This is a genomic window from Methylobacterium sp. WL7, assembly GCF_008040085.1.
GTDB classification, from domain to species: Bacteria; Pseudomonadota; Alphaproteobacteria; order Rhizobiales; family Beijerinckiaceae; genus Methylobacterium; species Methylobacterium mesophilicum.
In genome coordinates this window covers 19,021-33,524 of sequence record NZ_VRVG01000058.1, presented here as the reverse complement: position 1 = coordinate 33,524, position 14,504 = coordinate 19,021, and the positions used below count along the sequence as shown (strand labels likewise).

General features: G+C 69.5%; 16 protein-coding genes. 4 read left to right on the top strand and 12 right to left on the bottom strand.

Annotation, left to right across the window (positions count from 1 at the left end; translation table 11 throughout):
• Positions 1-179: 179 nt before the first annotated feature.
• The 7 genes from FV233_RS16010 to FV233_RS15980 form a co-directional block, all read right to left on the bottom strand.
• On the bottom strand, positions 180-446 hold the full coding sequence (locus FV233_RS16010; RefSeq protein WP_147898027.1) for a hypothetical protein: 267 nt from the start codon (positions 444-446) through the stop codon (positions 180-182).
• A gap of 22 nt (positions 447-468) precedes the next feature.
• Positions 469-912, bottom strand: a complete 444-nt coding sequence (locus FV233_RS16005; RefSeq protein WP_147898026.1) for a hypothetical protein — start codon at positions 910-912, stop codon at positions 469-471.
• A gap of 920 nt (positions 913-1,832) precedes the next feature.
• On the bottom strand, positions 1,833-3,233 hold the full coding sequence (gene mltG, locus FV233_RS16000; protein WP_147898025.1) for an endolytic transglycosylase MltG: 1,401 nt from the start codon (positions 3,231-3,233) through the stop codon (positions 1,833-1,835).
• Between the two features lie 245 nt (positions 3,234-3,478).
• On the bottom strand, positions 3,479-4,369 hold the full coding sequence (gene mutM, locus FV233_RS15995; RefSeq protein ID WP_147857506.1) for a bifunctional DNA-formamidopyrimidine glycosylase/DNA-(apurinic or apyrimidinic site) lyase: 891 nt from the start codon (positions 4,367-4,369) through the stop codon (positions 3,479-3,481).
• A 120-nt stretch (positions 4,370-4,489) separates the two neighbouring features.
• On the bottom strand, positions 4,490-5,137 hold the full coding sequence (locus FV233_RS15990; protein WP_147898024.1) for a Smr/MutS family protein: 648 nt from the start codon (positions 5,135-5,137) through the stop codon (positions 4,490-4,492).
• Entirely contained in the window at positions 5,134-6,327 is a 1,194-nt protein-coding gene (locus FV233_RS15985; RefSeq protein ID WP_147898023.1) for an MltA domain-containing protein, read from the bottom strand. The genes FV233_RS15990 and FV233_RS15985 overlap by 4 nt, the downstream gene beginning before the upstream one ends.
• Positions 6,328-6,345: 18 nt before the next feature.
• Positions 6,346-7,062, bottom strand: a complete 717-nt coding sequence (locus FV233_RS15980; RefSeq protein ID WP_147857048.1) for a Tim44/TimA family putative adaptor protein — start codon at positions 7,060-7,062, stop codon at positions 6,346-6,348.
• A gap of 339 nt (positions 7,063-7,401) precedes the next feature.
• Between FV233_RS15980 and secB the strand changes: the two genes are divergently transcribed.
• Positions 7,402-7,902 (top strand): protein-export chaperone SecB, encoded by a 501-nt coding sequence (gene secB, locus FV233_RS15975; protein ID WP_147857047.1) that lies wholly within the window; start codon positions 7,402-7,404, stop codon positions 7,900-7,902.
• A 21-nt stretch (positions 7,903-7,923) separates the two neighbouring features.
• Here the strand turns inward: secB and FV233_RS15970 are convergent, their stop codons facing one another.
• Positions 7,924-8,799 (bottom strand): LysR family transcriptional regulator, encoded by an 876-nt coding sequence (locus tag FV233_RS15970; RefSeq protein ID WP_147898022.1) that lies wholly within the window; start codon positions 8,797-8,799, stop codon positions 7,924-7,926.
• A gap of 46 nt (positions 8,800-8,845) precedes the next feature.
• Between FV233_RS15970 and FV233_RS15965 the strand changes: the two genes are divergently transcribed.
• The 3 genes from FV233_RS15965 to FV233_RS15955 all read left to right on the top strand — a co-directional run bounded on the left by FV233_RS15965 (position 8,846) and on the right by FV233_RS15955 (position 11,186).
• On the top strand, positions 8,846-9,451 hold the full coding sequence (locus FV233_RS15965; RefSeq protein ID WP_246689998.1) for a DUF4865 family protein: 606 nt from the start codon (positions 8,846-8,848) through the stop codon (positions 9,449-9,451).
• Between the two features lie 22 nt (positions 9,452-9,473).
• A complete protein-coding gene (locus FV233_RS15960; RefSeq protein ID WP_147898021.1) occupies positions 9,474-9,866 on the top strand; it encodes a tautomerase family protein in 393 nt (130 codons plus the stop codon).
• An 87-nt stretch (positions 9,867-9,953) separates the two neighbouring features.
• Complete coding sequence (locus FV233_RS15955) at positions 9,954-11,186, top strand: MFS transporter (RefSeq protein WP_147898020.1); 1,233 nt, start codon at positions 9,954-9,956, stop codon at positions 11,184-11,186.
• A gap of 105 nt (positions 11,187-11,291) precedes the next feature.
• Here FV233_RS15955 and FV233_RS15950 read toward each other — a convergent pair whose 3' ends face one another.
• The 4 genes from FV233_RS15950 to FV233_RS15935 all read right to left on the bottom strand — a co-directional run bounded on the left by FV233_RS15950 (position 11,292) and on the right by FV233_RS15935 (position 14,496).
• Entirely contained in the window at positions 11,292-12,167 is an 876-nt protein-coding gene (locus FV233_RS15950) for an RNA polymerase factor sigma-32 (RefSeq protein ID WP_007559662.1), read from the bottom strand.
• A 323-nt stretch (positions 12,168-12,490) separates the two neighbouring features.
• Positions 12,491-13,090, bottom strand: coding sequence for a CarD family transcriptional regulator (locus tag FV233_RS15945; RefSeq protein ID WP_147855790.1), 600 nt, complete (start codon positions 13,088-13,090; stop codon positions 12,491-12,493).
• A gap of 557 nt (positions 13,091-13,647) precedes the next feature.
• Positions 13,648-13,986, bottom strand: a complete 339-nt coding sequence (gene fdxA, locus FV233_RS15940; RefSeq protein WP_147855791.1) for a ferredoxin FdxA — start codon at positions 13,984-13,986, stop codon at positions 13,648-13,650.
• 216 nt (positions 13,987-14,202) lie between these two features.
• Positions 14,203-14,496, bottom strand: a complete 294-nt coding sequence (locus FV233_RS15935) for an RNA-binding S4 domain-containing protein (RefSeq protein WP_147898019.1) — start codon at positions 14,494-14,496, stop codon at positions 14,203-14,205.
• Positions 14,497-14,504 lie beyond the last annotated feature (8 nt).

The following is a 14,504-nucleotide window of genomic DNA, read 5'->3' as shown; positions in this document are numbered from 1 at the left end:
GGTGAACCGGCGGACGGGCTGGGGGGATGCCGGATCGGGCTCCGTTTCGGACGGCGCCGAGGTTTCGGGGCTGCCCATCCCGCGGCCACCTTGCGCGCGCGGCGCGGCGACCCGGTGCTCCGCGCCGTCCCGGGATCGCGCGGACCCTGCTCCTCCGCCCGGTCGCGGACGTTCAGCCGTCAATGGCCTTTGGTTTTGGCGGTTTTGACCTTGGGCTGTTCCACATGGAGGATCGCCTTGCCGATCGCCTCAGCGCAGCGGCTGCGGGCCTCGGGGTCCGACATGGATTCCAAAGCCCGCAGGAGATCCATCATGATGCGTTGGATCTCGGACAGGCCGCCGTCGAACGGCGGCGGCGCGCCGGAATGGTAGAAGGCAGCGACCGGAACCCCCAGCGTGGCTGCGATCGCCTCGAGTTGGCTTATGGTGTCGCCGTGCTCGCCCATCGGTTCGTCGCTCCAGAACACTTCAGTTGACGGCGACGCCCGCAGCCCGCGGTCCGATCTGCGCCGCGTAGTGCTGTCCAAGGTGCCGGAGAGCGGTCCCGATGATCTGCATCTTAGCCTCGTCCCCATCCTCCCGGGCTGTTTCGTAAGCCGCGCAAAGATCCTCCGTCAGCCTGGGCAAACTGGCCGCCTGCAGTCCGATCGCGTCGAGCGCGACGAGCAGAGGTTGCGATGACGGTTGGGGATGTGTGGTGGTTGGGTCATCTGCGGCGGGCCAGGACATGCACCCGACGGGCGGCGCGGTCAGTATCCGGTCCAGCTTGTCCTTCAGAGCGTGCAGATCGGCCCGCACGCCCTCGGCGCGCCGAAGCGCCGTCTCCGCCCTGTTCCTGATCGCGTTGACTTTTGCATTGAGCGCGACGAGGCGGCCGAAGCTGTCGTCACCGGGCGCAGGACCCTCGTGCATGGTTTGACCCTAAGGCGAACCGATCCTTTCTCATGCAGCTTTAGGTAGGAGCGGTCAACGTACGGCGGCGATTAGGCTGCGGGCGATCAAGCCACCCAGGGCCCGCCAAGGGTGGGGCCCTTGAGGACGAGGACGGGGATTGGAGAACACCGATCGAGCAGGCTTCCGAGAGCGCGCATCCGGATTCCCGGTGGTCTCCACAGGACACGGTTCCGGGTGTATCGCCACCCAGGGAACATCCTTCTCCTGAAGACTCGAGCGTGGCGCGAGCGCTCAGCTCCCGTCCCGTCATTCCGGGGCGCTGGAGGCGAGCCCGGAACCCAGATCCGCCGACAATGCGGGACCTGGATCGGTCAGCGGGTATGGATCCCGGGTTCCGCTTCGCGGCCCCGGGATGACGAGGCGGATGGTCCGACGCCGATGCGAGTCCTGATCGTTGAACAATCAACGTCTTCGGCGGCGAGAGGCAGCAGGCCTCTTGGGCAGAGCGCGCGGCCGGGTGCAGCTTCGAGCGTATGCGCGAAGCTATCATCGAGCGCCGTCATTGCGAACGCAGTGAAGCAACCCGGTCAAACGCCGCATTCGCAGATCGCGCGCTGCCCTGGGTCGCTTCGCGACGCTCGCAATGACGAAGCGCGACGGGCAACGCGGCGGATATCCCACCCTTACCCTCATCCTGAGAGGCAGTGAATCTTTCGATGTCCGACATTCTCGACCTCAATCAAATCAAGGACTGAGCGGTCACGAGAGAGGCAAAAAACCGAAAGACTCACAAACTCTGAGGTGCCGCGTAGCGGCCTCGAAGGAGCCCTTCAGGGATCGCGAGGTCGGCCGGAGGCCTCCTTCGAGAGCTTCGCTCCGCGACGCCACCCCAGCATGAGGGCGCGTTTGGGAGCGCCCGTCGCTCCGCAAAGCTCCGCCTACCGCCGCCCGCGCGGGGCCGGCGTCGGGTCGGCCAGCGCCGGGACGGTCTTGGGCGAGCCGAGATCGTAGCTGCGGTTCTTCAGCGGATCGAGGCGGGTGCCCTCGGAGGCGTCGAAGGCGCGGGTGCCCGGCGTGCCGGAATCGATGGCGAAGGCCGCGTTGGTGTTCGGGGCGTTGCCCGGCGCGAAGGCCGAGGCCCGACCGGGGGTGCTCGGGTCGGGGCCCGGCTCGACCTTGTCCACCGCGTCCGGCGGCGCCTGGCGGCTCTTCTCGACCGCGCGCCAGCGGGCGACGTTGCGCTGGTGGCCTTCCAGCGAGTCGGCGAAGGCGTGGCCGCCGCTGCCGTCCGCCACGAAGTACAGGTCCTTGGTCCGGGACGGGTTGGCCACCGCCTCCAGGGCGGCGCGGCCGGGATTGGCGATCGGCCCAGGCGGCAGGCCCTCGATCGCGTAGGTGTTGTAGGGCGTGGCCCGGTCGATCTCGGAGCGCAGGATGCCGCGCCCGAGGGTGCCGCGGCCGCCCACCAGCCCGTACACGATGGTCGGGTCCGATTGCAGCTTCATCCGCTTGTTGAGGCGGTTGATGAACACGCCGGCGACCCGGGGCCGCTCGTCGGCCCGGCCGGTCTCCTTCTCGACGATCGAGGCCAGGGTGACCATCTCGGCAGGGGTCCGCACCGGCACGTCGGCGCTGCGGCGGAGCCAGATTTGGTTCAGAACCTCGCGCTGCTTGGCCCGCATCAGGTTCACGATCTGCTGGCGGGTGGCGCCGCGCTCGAACTTGTAGGTGTCGGGCAGGAGCGAGCCCTCCGGGGGGATCTCGTTGATCTCGCCCGACAGGATGTCGTTGTCGTTGAGCCGCGTGACGATCTGCTCGGAGGTGAGACCTTCGGGGAACGTGATCGCGTGCTGGACCTGCCGGCCGGTGGTCACCGTGTCGAGGGCGTCGGCGATGCTCGCATGCGCCTTGAACATGTACTCGCCGGCCCGGAGCGCCGGCCGTCCGCCGAAGCGGGCGGCGAACTCGAACAGGCCGGTATGGCCGATCACGCCCTCGCGCTTGAGGGTCTCGGCGATCTCGCCCGTGCCGCTGTGGGTCGGGATCACCACCACCTTGTCGGCCACGAGCGGCCCCGGCTCGCGCACCTGGCGCTGGAACAGGGTGATCCCGATCATCGCCGCGATGGCGATCGCCACCGCGAAGGTGAGGGCGCCGCTGATGATGCCGACGAGGCCGCTGCGCTCGCGCACCGGCTTCTCCGGCGGCGGCGGCGCGGCGGTCGGCTTGATCGCCTCGCCCGGCGAGCGCGGCGACAGCCGCTGCGGCAGCGCGCGGCCCTCCGTCGGATCCTGCGCGATGGTCTCGGGCGCGGGCGTCTTTGAGCGGCGGAAGAACATCGCGTTCCTGTCACGAGCCTCATCCCGAACGCCGGCACGCGGCCTTCGGGACGACGATGATGCAAAACCGGCGACCGGACGCGTCGTCCCGGATCCGGCACCCGGGACGACGCGTCAGGCCCGCGCGACCGATCCCGCGCCGCGGGCCGGGACCGGCAGCCCGCGACCGGGTGCGCGCGTCGAGATCCGCGACCCTAGCCGGGTTTGTGGCGAAAATGCCGTTTCGCGCCGCGAGAGCCGGGCGATCAGACCGGCGGCTGGCAGGTCGCACAGAAGAAGGTCGAGCGGTTGGCCTGCACGATCCGGGTGACCGAGCCGCGGCATCCGGGATGGCGGCACGGCTCGCCGACCCGGTCGTAGACCCGGAAGGCGTGCTGGAACGCGCCCGCGCTGCCGTCGGTGTGGGCGTAGTCGCGTAGCGTCGAGCCGCCGGCCTTCACGGCCTCCTGCAGCACCTGCACGATCGCCTTGGCCAGCGCGTTGGCCTTGGGCGTCGGGCGCCCGTCGGGCTTGATCAGCAGGCCGGCGGGGGTCTCCGGGTGGAGGCGGGCCCGGTGCAGGGCCTCGCAGACGTAGATGTTGCCCAGGCCTGCGATCAGGCTCTGGTCGAGCAGCGCGGCCTTGAGCGGCGTGACCTTGTGCCGGAACAGGCCGGCGATCACCGCCCCGGTCAGCCCGTCGAGCGGCTCGATCCCCATCCGGGCGAAGTGGCGGCTGGTCGCGAGGGTCTCGCTCGGGACGAGGTCCATGAAGCCGAAGCGGCGGGCGTCGTTGTAGGTGATCGTGGCCCCGGTGCTCATCGCCATCACGACGTGGTCGTGCTTCGGCGTGCCCTGCGCTCCCTCCAGGTAGAAGTCCCCGGGGGAGAGGTTGCGTCCGTCGGGCAGGGCCACGTCGAACCGGCCGCTCATGCCGAGATGCATGATCAGGGTCTCGCCCGAATCGAGCCCGGCGGTGAGGTACTTCGCCCGGCGGGCGAGGTCGGTCACGGTCCGACCCTCCAGCCGCGCCGCGAATCGCTCCGGGAACGGGAAGCGCAGGTTCGGCCGGCGCAGGGTGACGCGGCTGAACCGGGCGCCGACCATCGCGGGCACCAGGCCGCGCCGCACCGTCTCGACCTCGGGAAGCTCCGGCATTGTTCTCGGACTTTTCGTTCGACCACGCGAGCGCGCGGTCCGGATATCGAGTTCTTCGAAGAAGTCGGCAACGGCGCGGTTTGCCGCCCTCGCCTGCGAAGAGCGCGCGAAGGCTGGCGCTCAGCGACGGCGAAGTCTGACGTAGAGCGCGCCGCCGCCGCCATGGTGCCGGGACGCTTCCTCGAAGCCCAGCACGATGCCGCGCAGCTCGGCGCCGCGCAGCCAGTGCGGCACGCTGCGCCGGAGCACCCCCCGCTCCGCGAAGGCATCGGGATAGGACGAGCCGCCCCTCTCCTGGCCCCCCTTGCCGGTGACCACCAGCACGTAGGCATGCCCGGCGGCCCGGCACCGCAGAAGGAATCCTGTCAGCGCAGCATGGGCTTGCGCCTGCACCATCCCGTGCAGATCGATCCGCGCCTCCACGGCCAGACGCCCCCGGCGCAGCCCGACTTTGGCCTGCCGCTCCAGCCCCGACGGCGCGGCATGGCTCTGGAGCGGGGCCTGGTAGGGCGCCGCGGTGACCGTCTGGGGCAGGGCGACGGCCGGCTTGGGCGGCGGCTTCGGGCGCGCCGTCTTGGCCACCGGAAAAGCGGTCGGCTTCAGGATCGGCGCCGTCAACGGCGGCATGGTGGCGGTCGGCGCCGGAGGTGCGACCTCTGGCTGCGGCAGCGTCGCCCGGCCCGTCAGCGGCGTCACCAGCTTGGCGATCTCGCCCCAGAGCCGGGCCTCCCCGGCGCTCAGCCGGCGCGTGCGGCGTGGCGGCCTCACGGCGCGACCCCGCGGGCGGGCTTGGGCAGCAGCACGACGAAGCCTATGGAATCGCGCAGGTTTCCGGCCGCGATCCCGGCCTGCGCCCCGGTCCCGACGAACAGATCGCCCCGGGCCGGGCCGACGATCGCCGACCCCGTGTCGGCGGCGATGACGAGGCGTCCGGTGTCGCCCGGTGCGCCGCCCGGCAACGGCCCGTCCAGCCAGAACGGCAGGCCGTAGCGCCACAGCCCGCCATCCACCGCGAGGCTCCGCCCGGGCGTCAGCGGCGCGTTGGCGGCCCCCGGCGGCCCGAGCACCGGATCCTCCACCGGGGCCAGGCGGAAGAAGATGTAGGAGGCGTTGGCGCGGATCAGCCGCCGCGCGGTCTCGGGATGCGCGCGCAGCCAAGTCGTCCAGCGGGCCAGCGTGAGGCCTTCCAGCGGCAGGTGGCCCTCCTGCACGATCAGCTTGGCGACCGCGGTGTAGGGCTGGCCGTTGCGGCCGTCGTACAGTACCCGGACGGCCCGGCCGTCAGGCAGGCGGACGCGCCCCGAGCCCTGGACTTGCAGCACCAGGAGATCGACGCCGTCGCGCAGCCACAGGATCGGCCGCGCCCGGGCGCCCAGCGCTCCGTCCTCGATCGCGGCCCGGTCCGGATAGGGTCCGAACCCGTAAGCGGTGGCGCGGGCCGCGCGCAGGGCCGGGTCGAGACCGGGGCGGGTCTCTCCGGGGGCCAGCGAGACGAGGTCGTCCGGCCGGGCGAGCACGGGCGTCGGGAAGTCCGGTGCCTGCGTGAGCGAGCCCTCCAGCTCCGGCTCGAAATAGCCCGTCAGGAAGCCCGGGCGATCCGCCCCTGGACGCACCACCCGGTAGGCCTCGAACCGATCCTGGAAGAACGTGGCCGCCGCCTCGTGCGCGACCTCCGCCGCAGCCGCGCAAGCCGCCGACAGGTCCGCCGGATCGCCTGCGATGCCCGCCGGCTGCGGCGTGGATGGCGGGGACGCGGTGCAGACCCGCCGGAACGCGTCGAGCGAAGCGGCCGGATTGGGCCCGGGAAAGCCCGCTAGAGCCGCGAACGGCACGGGAGTCAGGACCGCTCCGCCGACCTCGGCGGGGGCAGCCGCGGCCGAGCCGGCTAGGAACGTCGCGACGAGGGCGGGGATGAGGGCGGTCGGGATACCTCCGGACCAGGCACGCAGGTTTGGCACGGCAACGGGGTCACGAAATCAGGCGCCGGCCTCGGTGGCCACAAGCTGCCAGTTCGGGTCCCGCGAGCCGAGGGTGCGCGCGAAGGTCCAGACGTCGGGCACCTCGACGACGGTCTCGGCGCTGCCGTCGACGACCTTGCCCTCGGCGTTGCGGGTGGCGGTGATCAGGTTCGACAGGAAGCGCACGGTGATCTGCGCGACACGGTTACGCACCTCGATGGCGACGATCTCGGCCTTGTCGATCGACACGAAGGTGGTTTCCAGGGTCTGCCGGTTGCGCTCACGCTCGGCGATGGCCCGCTCGAAAGCCTCGCCGACCTCCTTGGAGAGCAGCCCGCGCAGGGTTTTCCGGTCGCCCTTCGCAAAAGCGATCATGATGGTCTCGTAGGCCGACTTGGCCCCCTCGATGAACGCGCGAGGGTCGAAACTCGGCTCTGCCTGGACAGCCGCCTCGAGCCCGCGGGCGATCTCGGAGCCGGGCTCCGCGATGCCGCGCCAGTCGCGTACCGCCGCAGACGCTGCGGCCGGCGCAGCCTGCACCCGGTCGGCACCGGGCAACCGAACGACGTTGTCGCCCTCGGATCGGGCCTGCGGCTCGGTACGGCTTCGATCCACCGGCTTGAACGGCGAGCGCTCAGCACCGGTTTTCTGGCCGAGCACCGAGCGCAGCCGCCAGATCACGAAGACTGCGAGTGCGAGGAAGATGATCGTCGTAATGTCGAAACTGTCCTGCATCACCGATCCGATGGTGGCCGCGGCGGGACCTCGTGCCCCGTGCCGAGGTCGTGCGCGGTGCGGCGCCGGCAAAGCGCTCGCGGGTCTAGGCGACTCATAACTGACCAAGGCGCAAGGAGCGAGCCGGTTATACCGGTGCGGAACGCCGCGATCCCCATGCGTCAACCGATATGGGTCTCCGACACCGCGCCCGCCAGCGCTACGCCAGCCTGCTGCTTGTCCGTCCCTGGCGCGCGTGTTAGCGGCGCTGCCTTCCGGGCCGCTTCGCGGTGCCGTTCAGCGGCTCGCGCCGCGACAACCCGGGCCGGCCCTGCCGGCCGTTCGAGAAGGATGATCCGCATGGCCGACTCTCCGGCAGCCAACGGCAACGGCGGCGGCATGCCGCAGGGCGACGCGCCGACCATCAATGCGCTGGCGCAGTACACGAAGGACCTGTCCTTCGAGAACCCGAACGCGCCGCGTTCGCTCCAGCCCAAGGAAGGCCAGGGCCCGCAGATCAACATTCAGGTGAATGTCAGCGCGCAGCAGCTTTCCGATACCGATTTCGAGGTCGAGCTGACGCTTGAGGGCGACGCCAAGATTCAGGCCGAAGTGCTGTTTGCCTTCGACGTGAAGTACGCGGGCGTATTCCGCATGGTCAACATCCCGGCCGACCAGCTTCATCCCGCGGTGATGATCGAGTGCCCGCGCCTGCTGTTCCCGTTCGCCCGTCAGATCGTCGCCGAGGCTGTGCGCAACGGTGGCTTCCCGCCCCTGTACATCGACCCGATCGATTTCGTCGCGCTCTACCGCCAGAAGGCGATGGAAGCCCAGGGCGCCAGCGGTCCGCTCGCGTCCTGACGCTCAGAACCGTCCCGGCGGTCAGCGGCCGCCGGGACCGCGATAGGCCGCAGCCAGCGTGCGCAGCGCCTCCGCGGGGCGCCCGGTCAGCCGCCTGGACCGCAGCACGATCCAGGTGAGCGGCAAGTTGGGCAGACCGAGGCGCGCTCCGATCTCGACGGCACCCGGCGGGGCGGTGCTCGGCGCCAGAGCGGCGATCGCCAGGCCCGCCATGACGGCGGCCCCGACAGCCAGCACGCCGCCCCCGACGAACACCTCGGTCCAGGGCAGGCCGGCCGCGTCGAGGGTGCGGGCCGCCGCCGCCCGGACGTTGCAAGGCCCCGCTAGGCCGGCCAGCCGGAGCGGCTCGCCCGCCGGCGGGATCGGGAAGTCCGGAGCGGCGAACCAGCCCAGGCGTTCCTGTGCCAGGACGGTCCCGTCTCGCCCAGGCATCTCCTCTGTCCGCAACAGTACGGCGTCGTAGCCGCCCTCGCCTGCGGACTCGAAGGCGGCCGCGAGTTCCCGCGACGGGACGATCCGCACCTCCAGGGTCAGGCCGTCTTTCGCGAGGCCGAGGCGCCGGAGCAGCGCGGGCAGGTCAGGCCCAGCAACGTGGTCGCTGATTCCCAGGCACAGCCGGGCCGGGATAACGCCGTCCATCTCGGCCAGAGCGCTCTCGTGCGCCTCCAGCAGCCGACGGGCTGCTGCTAGAAACAGTTCTCCCTTTCGAGTGGTGGCCACATGCCGGGGCGTCCGGTCGAGCAGCCGCTGTCCGAGCCGATCCTCCAGGCGCTTGAGGCGCAGGCTGATCGCTGCCTGCGAGGTCTCGAGCGCTTCGGCCGCCCGGGTGAAGCTGCCGAGATCGACCACCCGCACGAAGGCCAGGACGCCGTCGAGGTCGAGGGGGCGGGCCAGCATCACAAGCATCCGTTATGATAGATATGATCAACGATATCTGGATCAAATGATGCGACTCGGCAACTTTGGCATCGGAACCCAGGAGGGAACGATGCTCGTTGCGCGCTACCGACACCGCTTGCCGGCCGATTATCCGATGGATCGCATTCGTACCCGGATCGCCGAACGGGCCCCCGGCTGGGCCGCCATACCCGGCCTCGTCTTCAAGGCCGTCGCCATTGAGGAGCGGGCGCGCGGTGCACCCGCGAACGCCTACAGCTCGTTTTACCTGTGGCGCACGGCCGGCGCCGCCGCCGACTTCCTCGCCGGCCCAGCGTTCCAGGCCGTGATCGAAAGTTTCGGCCGCCCGCAAGTGGAGACGTGGCTTCCGTTCGACGTGAGCCTCGGCGGCGCCGCGACGGCCGTCGCCCTGTCCGAGGAGACGCGGCCGGTCGGCCCTGACGAGGACCTGCTCCGCCTGCGGGGAATCGAGCGGGCCCAGGGCCGGGACCTGGCCGCGCAACCGGGTGTCCTGGCCACCCTGGTCGGGCTCGACCCCGCCGCGTGGCATCTGACCCGGTTCACCCTGCTTGCCGACCCTATCGACGCTCGATCCGGCGCCGAGGTCGCGCATCTCGCCGCCCCCGGTCTCGACACCCTGCGCAGCGTCTGACCCCTATCCCCGCAAGACTTCGATGCCCCTGATCCGCATCTCCCTGCGCACCGGCACAGCCCCGGCTTTCCGCACCGCCCTCGTGGAGGGGATCTACGCCGCCCTGCGCGAGACCTTCACGGTGCCGGAGGGCGACCTGTTTGCCGTCGTCCACGAGCACGAGGCGGCGAACTTCCACTACGGGCCGGACTATCTCGACATCCACCGCGGCGACGGGCTGGTGATCATCCAGATCACCTGCAACGCCACACGGACGACCGCACAGAAGCGGTCGCTCTACACAGCCATCGCCCGCAACCTCGGGCGCGAGCCGGGGCTGAAGCCAGCCGACGTGTTCGTGAACCTGGTCGAGGTCGCGCCCGAGAACTGGTCGTTCGGCGACGGGCAGATGCAGTACGGCCCGCCGGGTCCGTGAGGCCGCAGGGCGCGGACGCCCGTCGCCGGGCTTGACCGTACGAAGGACGGCGTTCAGGTCCGGGGCCCGTCGCCAGACCTGGATCGCATGAGCCCCACCGCACACCTCGCCCTGATCAACCTGTTCACCGGGGACATCCAGGGTGGCCTCGGCCCCTTCCTGGGGACGTGGCTAGCGCAGGCCGCGTCCTGGAGCCCGGCGCGGGTGGGCTTTGTCATCACCCTCGTGGGCATCGCGACGCTGTTCCTGAGCGGCCCGTTCGGGGCCCTGGTCGACCGCTTTCCACGTCCTCGCCTCCTGGTGGCGCTCGCTTGCGCGGCGATCCTGGCGGGCACGCTCCTGCTTCTCCCAGCGCGCAGCTTCCCGGCGGTCCTGGTGGCGCAACTGCTCGCCGCTGCGGGAGGCACCCTGTTGCTGCCGGCGATCGCCGCGCTGACCCTCGGGATCGTCGGGAAGGACGGGTTCCCCAAACAACAGGGTCGCAACCAGGCGTTCAACCATGTCGGCATCCTGATCGCCGCCGGCGGCATCAGCCTCGGCACGGGGACGTTCGGACCGGCGATCGCCTTCTGGGTGCTGGGCGGCATGGCGGTCGCCGCCATCGTCGCGACGCTCACAACCCCGGCCGGTGCCTGGAACCGGCGGCGCGCGGTCGGTTGGAAAGAGGACGCGGACGACGAGCCGCAGCGTAGCGGCATTCGTCAGGTCCTCGGCAACCGGCGCCTGCTGGTGCTCACCGTAGCGCTGACGCTGTTCAACCTCGGCAACGGCGGCATGCTGTCCCTGCTCGGACAGAAACTGGTGGCCACCGCCGCCGACGCGACGACATGGACCGCCCGCTACGTGATGGTGGCACAGCTCGTGATGGTGCCGGTGGCGCTGTTCGCCGGCTCCCTGGCGGATCGGCGTGGGCGGCGCCAACTCCTGATGGTGGCGTTCGCGGTGCTGCCGGTACGGGCCGTCCTGTCGGGTCTGATTGACGACCCGGTCTGGCTCATTACGGCGGAAGTCCTGGACGGCGTCGCCTCCGGCATTGTCGGCGTGGCGGTGCCGGTGATCGTGGCGGACCTGACCTGGGGGTCCGGGCGCACCCAAACAGCGCTCGGCAGTGTCAACGCCGTGCAGGGTGTCGGCGGCGCCCTGTCGGGGTGGTATGGCGGCCTATCTTACGGATTGTTCGGCTGGACCGGCGCGTTCCTTGCCCTCGGCGTACCTGCGCTTGCCGCCCTTGCGTTGGTGATCTGGCTCGATACTACCCCCGAGCCCGGTCGGCGCCGGCGTCGACGGGAGCGGCGCAGCGCGGCGGTGCAGGGAGCGTAGAACCTTTCTCCAAGCAGGGCCCAGAACGAGCCCCCTGCTGGAAACGCAAAAGCCCGGCCCAGGAGCCGGGCTCGTTCGAAAGACCGCCTCCTCTTGCCAGGAGGATCAGCCGATATGTGGACTGCCGGTGGCGGCCGGAAAGCGGTCGGCCAGGGCGCGGCGGAGCTTCTCCAGGGCGCGGTTCTCGATCTGGCGGACCCGCTCCTTCGAGATGCCGAGGCGCTGGCCCAGAGCCTCGAGGGTCGCCTGATCCTCGGCGAGGCGGCGCTCGCGCAGGATGCGTAGCTCCCGCTCGGACAGCACCGTCAGCGCCTGCTGCAGCCAGCTGAGGCGCCTCTCGCCGTCGACCGTGGCACTCACGGTCTCGTCCGGCAGCGCGGCCCCGTCGACGAGAAAGTCCATGCGTTCGGAGGAAGCGTCGTTGTCCTCGCCCACGGGGGCGTTGAGGGACATGTCGGGGCCCGAGAGACGCGCATCCATCAGCGCGACATCGTCACGCGAGACGCCAATGGCGGTGGCGATGCGGCGGTGGATCTCGTCGCCGACATGCTCTTCGGTGGATTGCATCAACCGGGCGCGCAACCGGCGCAGGTTGAAGAACAGGGCCTTCTGAGCCGAGGATGTGCCTCCGCGCACGATAGACCAGTTGCGCAGGATGTAGTCCTGGATCGACGCGCGGATCCACCACGTCGCGTAGGTCGAGAACCGGACATCCCTCTCCGGCTCGAACCGCGCTGCGGCCTCCATGAGGCCGACGTGACCCTCCTGCACCAGGTCTGCCATCGGCAGCCCGTAGTGACGAAAACGCCCCGCCAGGGCGATGACGAGGCGCATATGGGCTGAAATCAGGCGGTGCAGAGCCCGCTCGTCGCGGTTGTCCTTCCAGCGGACGGCGAGGCCGCGTTCTTCTTCCCGGGCCAGGAAGGGCGCCTCCATGGCAGTCCGAATGAACTGCCGTCGAATTCCAGCGATATCAGCCATCCCGCCTGCCTCTTGTTGCCGAGTGCTGTTGCGGCGCCGAACGGAGCGTCCAACCCGCAGGGCGTCACCGAACGGTGGCGCCAGGCAACCGACAACGGAAGGCCAATCACGAAAGTTCCGCCGTACGCCATCGCAGTGCGACAGGCGAAGGGCCACGTTTTCGTGTTTCCGTACGAGACATGGGTTCTAACGTCGCGTCGTCCAGCCCCCGGTATGTTGAACGGGTGCGGAAAAGCGAGAGCGGCTACCGATCCGGTGTGCCGGCACGAAAAAGCCCGACCCCCAGGGGCCGGGCTTTTTCCCTTCAAAAAAACAGGGGCGCTTCAGGCCGCGACTTCCTGGATATCGTCGCCCTCACTTTCGGCTTCTGCCTCAGGCTCGGCCTCGCTCTTGGCGCGGCGCGGAGACTTGGCCAGGCTCTGTTCGATCAGCTTCAGCGCCTCGGTCTCGGTGATGCGGTTGACCGAGGAGATCTCGCGCACGATCCGGTCGAGGGCCGCCTCGTAGAGCTGGCGCTCCGAGTAGGACTGCTCGGGCTGCGCCTCGGAGCGGAACAGGTCGCGCACCACCTCGGTGACAGCCAGCAGGTCGCCGGAGTTGATCTTGGCCTCGTATTCCTGCGCCCGGCGCGACCACATGGTGCGCTTGATCCGGGCCCGGCCGGTCAGCACGTCCAGGGCCTTCTTTACCAGGTCTGGTTCGGCGAGCTTGCGCATGCCGACGGAGTTGGCCTTCGCGGTCGGGACGCGCAGGACCATCTTGTCCTTCTCGAACGAGACGACGAACAGCTCAAGTTTGTAGCCCGCGATCTCTTGCTCTTCGATCGCGGTGATGCGACCGACGCCGTGGGCCGGATATACGACGGCCTCACCGGTCTTGAAGCCTTGCCGGCCAACGGTCGTCGTCTTCTTGGCTGTGGTCATGCGAGAAGGGCCTCCACTGGCGCGCGACGCTCCGCGCCGCGCAAAACCGTGTTCTTCCGGGCGGGATACCCGGTTTGCCTCGCCGTTCCCGGGACCCGTGCCCACCAGGCACAGATCCGGGCGTTCCCCGGCGCGGCCGTGCAAACACCGGAACATCCGCCGAAGTCACCCTCGGCGGTCGTTCGCGTGCCACGCCTCTAATTCACGAAAGCGAAAGGCTTTTCGGTCTGAGGGAGCACGTCTGGCGCAAGCGACGGCAGGCGGATTGTGTATCACAATCCGGCGCACAGATCAAAGCATCCCTGAAGAAGCGCGCGATCCAGGCGCAGCCTCGAAAGAGTTTTACACCGGCCAAGCCGGAGAGGAATGACCTGCTCGCGGCTCAGGGCTTCGCTTGACGCAGGTCCAATGCGGTTTCGGCCCTGATCCACAGGCGCGGAACAAGCCAAGGATCGATCGCAACATCGTGAGGCGATCCGTTACCCCATTTTTGCCCGCCGCGGGCCCGCGTTCTGAACCACCCTGGTCCAGGCCGACCTGCGCAGCGGCATCAGGCTCTAGTCGCCCGAGCCGGGGTTGCTGGAGAAATGCGCCTCGAGCTTACCGGAGACGCCGTCCCACTCCTTGGCGTCGGATGGCGCGTCCTTTTTCTGGGTGATGTTCGGCCAGCTCTTGGCGTAGTCGGCGTTCAGCTTCAGCCACGTCTCGAGGTTCGACTCGGTATCGGGCTTGATCGCTTCAGCCGGGCACTCGGGCTCGCAGACGCCGCAATCGATGCACTCGTCCGGATGGATGACGAGCATGTTCTCGCCCTCGTAGAAGCAGTCCACCGGACACACCTCGACGCAGTCCATGTACTTGCACTTGATGCAATTGTCAGTGACGACGTAGGTCATCGGCTGTCTTCGTCCTAAAAATTCTGTTCGGCCTGGGCGGAACCTGGAAGGCCCACACGCCCAGGTGGCGCTTCGATGGTGCGCCGCAAAACCTCGCGTCGAACCAAGTCTTTCGGAAGCCAAGGGCTCTAGACCCTGCCTCCCGGGCTGACAAGCGCACGGGTGTCCCAGGGGACTGCGACCCGATTGGCGACGCGCCTCTGTGGCGCCGGTTCATCACTCGGGTAGCTCAATCGTCGACTGTACGCCGGCCAAGTCCTCGTAAAGGAGCCGTGCCTCCGGGGCAGGTCCCCGCCGCTCTCCGAGGCCGAGTACGCGCACGGCCAGGGTCGCGTGAGGAGCGGCCACCGTCACCACATCGCCGATCACGATGCCCTTGGCCGGGTTCTCGGCTCGCGTTCCGTTCACCCGCACGAAGCCGTCTTCGGACAGGCGCGCGGCCAGGGAACGGGTCCGCGCGAACCGCGCGAACCAAAGCCACTTGTCGAGCCGCTGCCGACCCTCCCGCATCCGCGGGC

What these genes read in the sequence shown, in the direction of transcription:
- FV233_RS16010 (WP_147898027.1), bottom strand. Translation starts at nt 446, where the DNA reads ATGGGCGAGCACGGCGACACCATAAGCCAACTCGAGGCGATCGCAGCC.
- FV233_RS16005 (WP_147898026.1), bottom strand. Translation starts at nt 912, where the DNA reads ATGCACGAGGGTCCTGCGCCCGGTGACGACAGCTTCGGCCGCCTCGTC.
- mltG (WP_147898025.1), bottom strand. Translation starts at nt 3,233, where the DNA reads ATGTTCTTCCGCCGCTCAAAGACGCCCGCGCCCGAGACCATCGCGCAG.
- mutM (WP_147857506.1), bottom strand. Translation starts at nt 4,369, where the DNA reads ATGCCGGAGCTTCCCGAGGTCGAGACGGTGCGGCGCGGCCTGGTGCCC.
- FV233_RS15980 (WP_147857048.1), bottom strand. Translation starts at nt 7,062, where the DNA reads ATGCAGGACAGTTTCGACATTACGACGATCATCTTCCTCGCACTCGCA.
- secB (WP_147857047.1), top strand. Translation starts at nt 7,402, where the DNA reads ATGGCCGACTCTCCGGCAGCCAACGGCAACGGCGGCGGCATGCCGCAG.
- FV233_RS15970 (WP_147898022.1), bottom strand. Translation starts at nt 8,799, where the DNA reads ATGCTGGCCCGCCCCCTCGACCTCGACGGCGTCCTGGCCTTCGTGCGG.
- FV233_RS15965 (WP_246689998.1), top strand. Translation starts at nt 8,846, where the DNA reads ATGATGCGACTCGGCAACTTTGGCATCGGAACCCAGGAGGGAACGATG.
- FV233_RS15960 (WP_147898021.1), top strand. Translation starts at nt 9,474, where the DNA reads ATGCCCCTGATCCGCATCTCCCTGCGCACCGGCACAGCCCCGGCTTTC.
- FV233_RS15955 (WP_147898020.1), top strand. Translation starts at nt 9,954, where the DNA reads ATGAGCCCCACCGCACACCTCGCCCTGATCAACCTGTTCACCGGGGAC.
- FV233_RS15950 (WP_007559662.1), bottom strand. Translation starts at nt 12,167, where the DNA reads ATGGCTGATATCGCTGGAATTCGACGGCAGTTCATTCGGACTGCCATG.
- FV233_RS15945 (WP_147855790.1), bottom strand. Translation starts at nt 13,090, where the DNA reads ATGACCACAGCCAAGAAGACGACGACCGTTGGCCGGCAAGGCTTCAAG.
- fdxA (WP_147855791.1), bottom strand. Translation starts at nt 13,986, where the DNA reads ATGACCTACGTCGTCACTGACAATTGCATCAAGTGCAAGTACATGGAC.
- FV233_RS15935 (WP_147898019.1), bottom strand. Translation starts at nt 14,496, where the DNA reads ATGCGGGAGGGTCGGCAGCGGCTCGACAAGTGGCTTTGGTTCGCGCGG.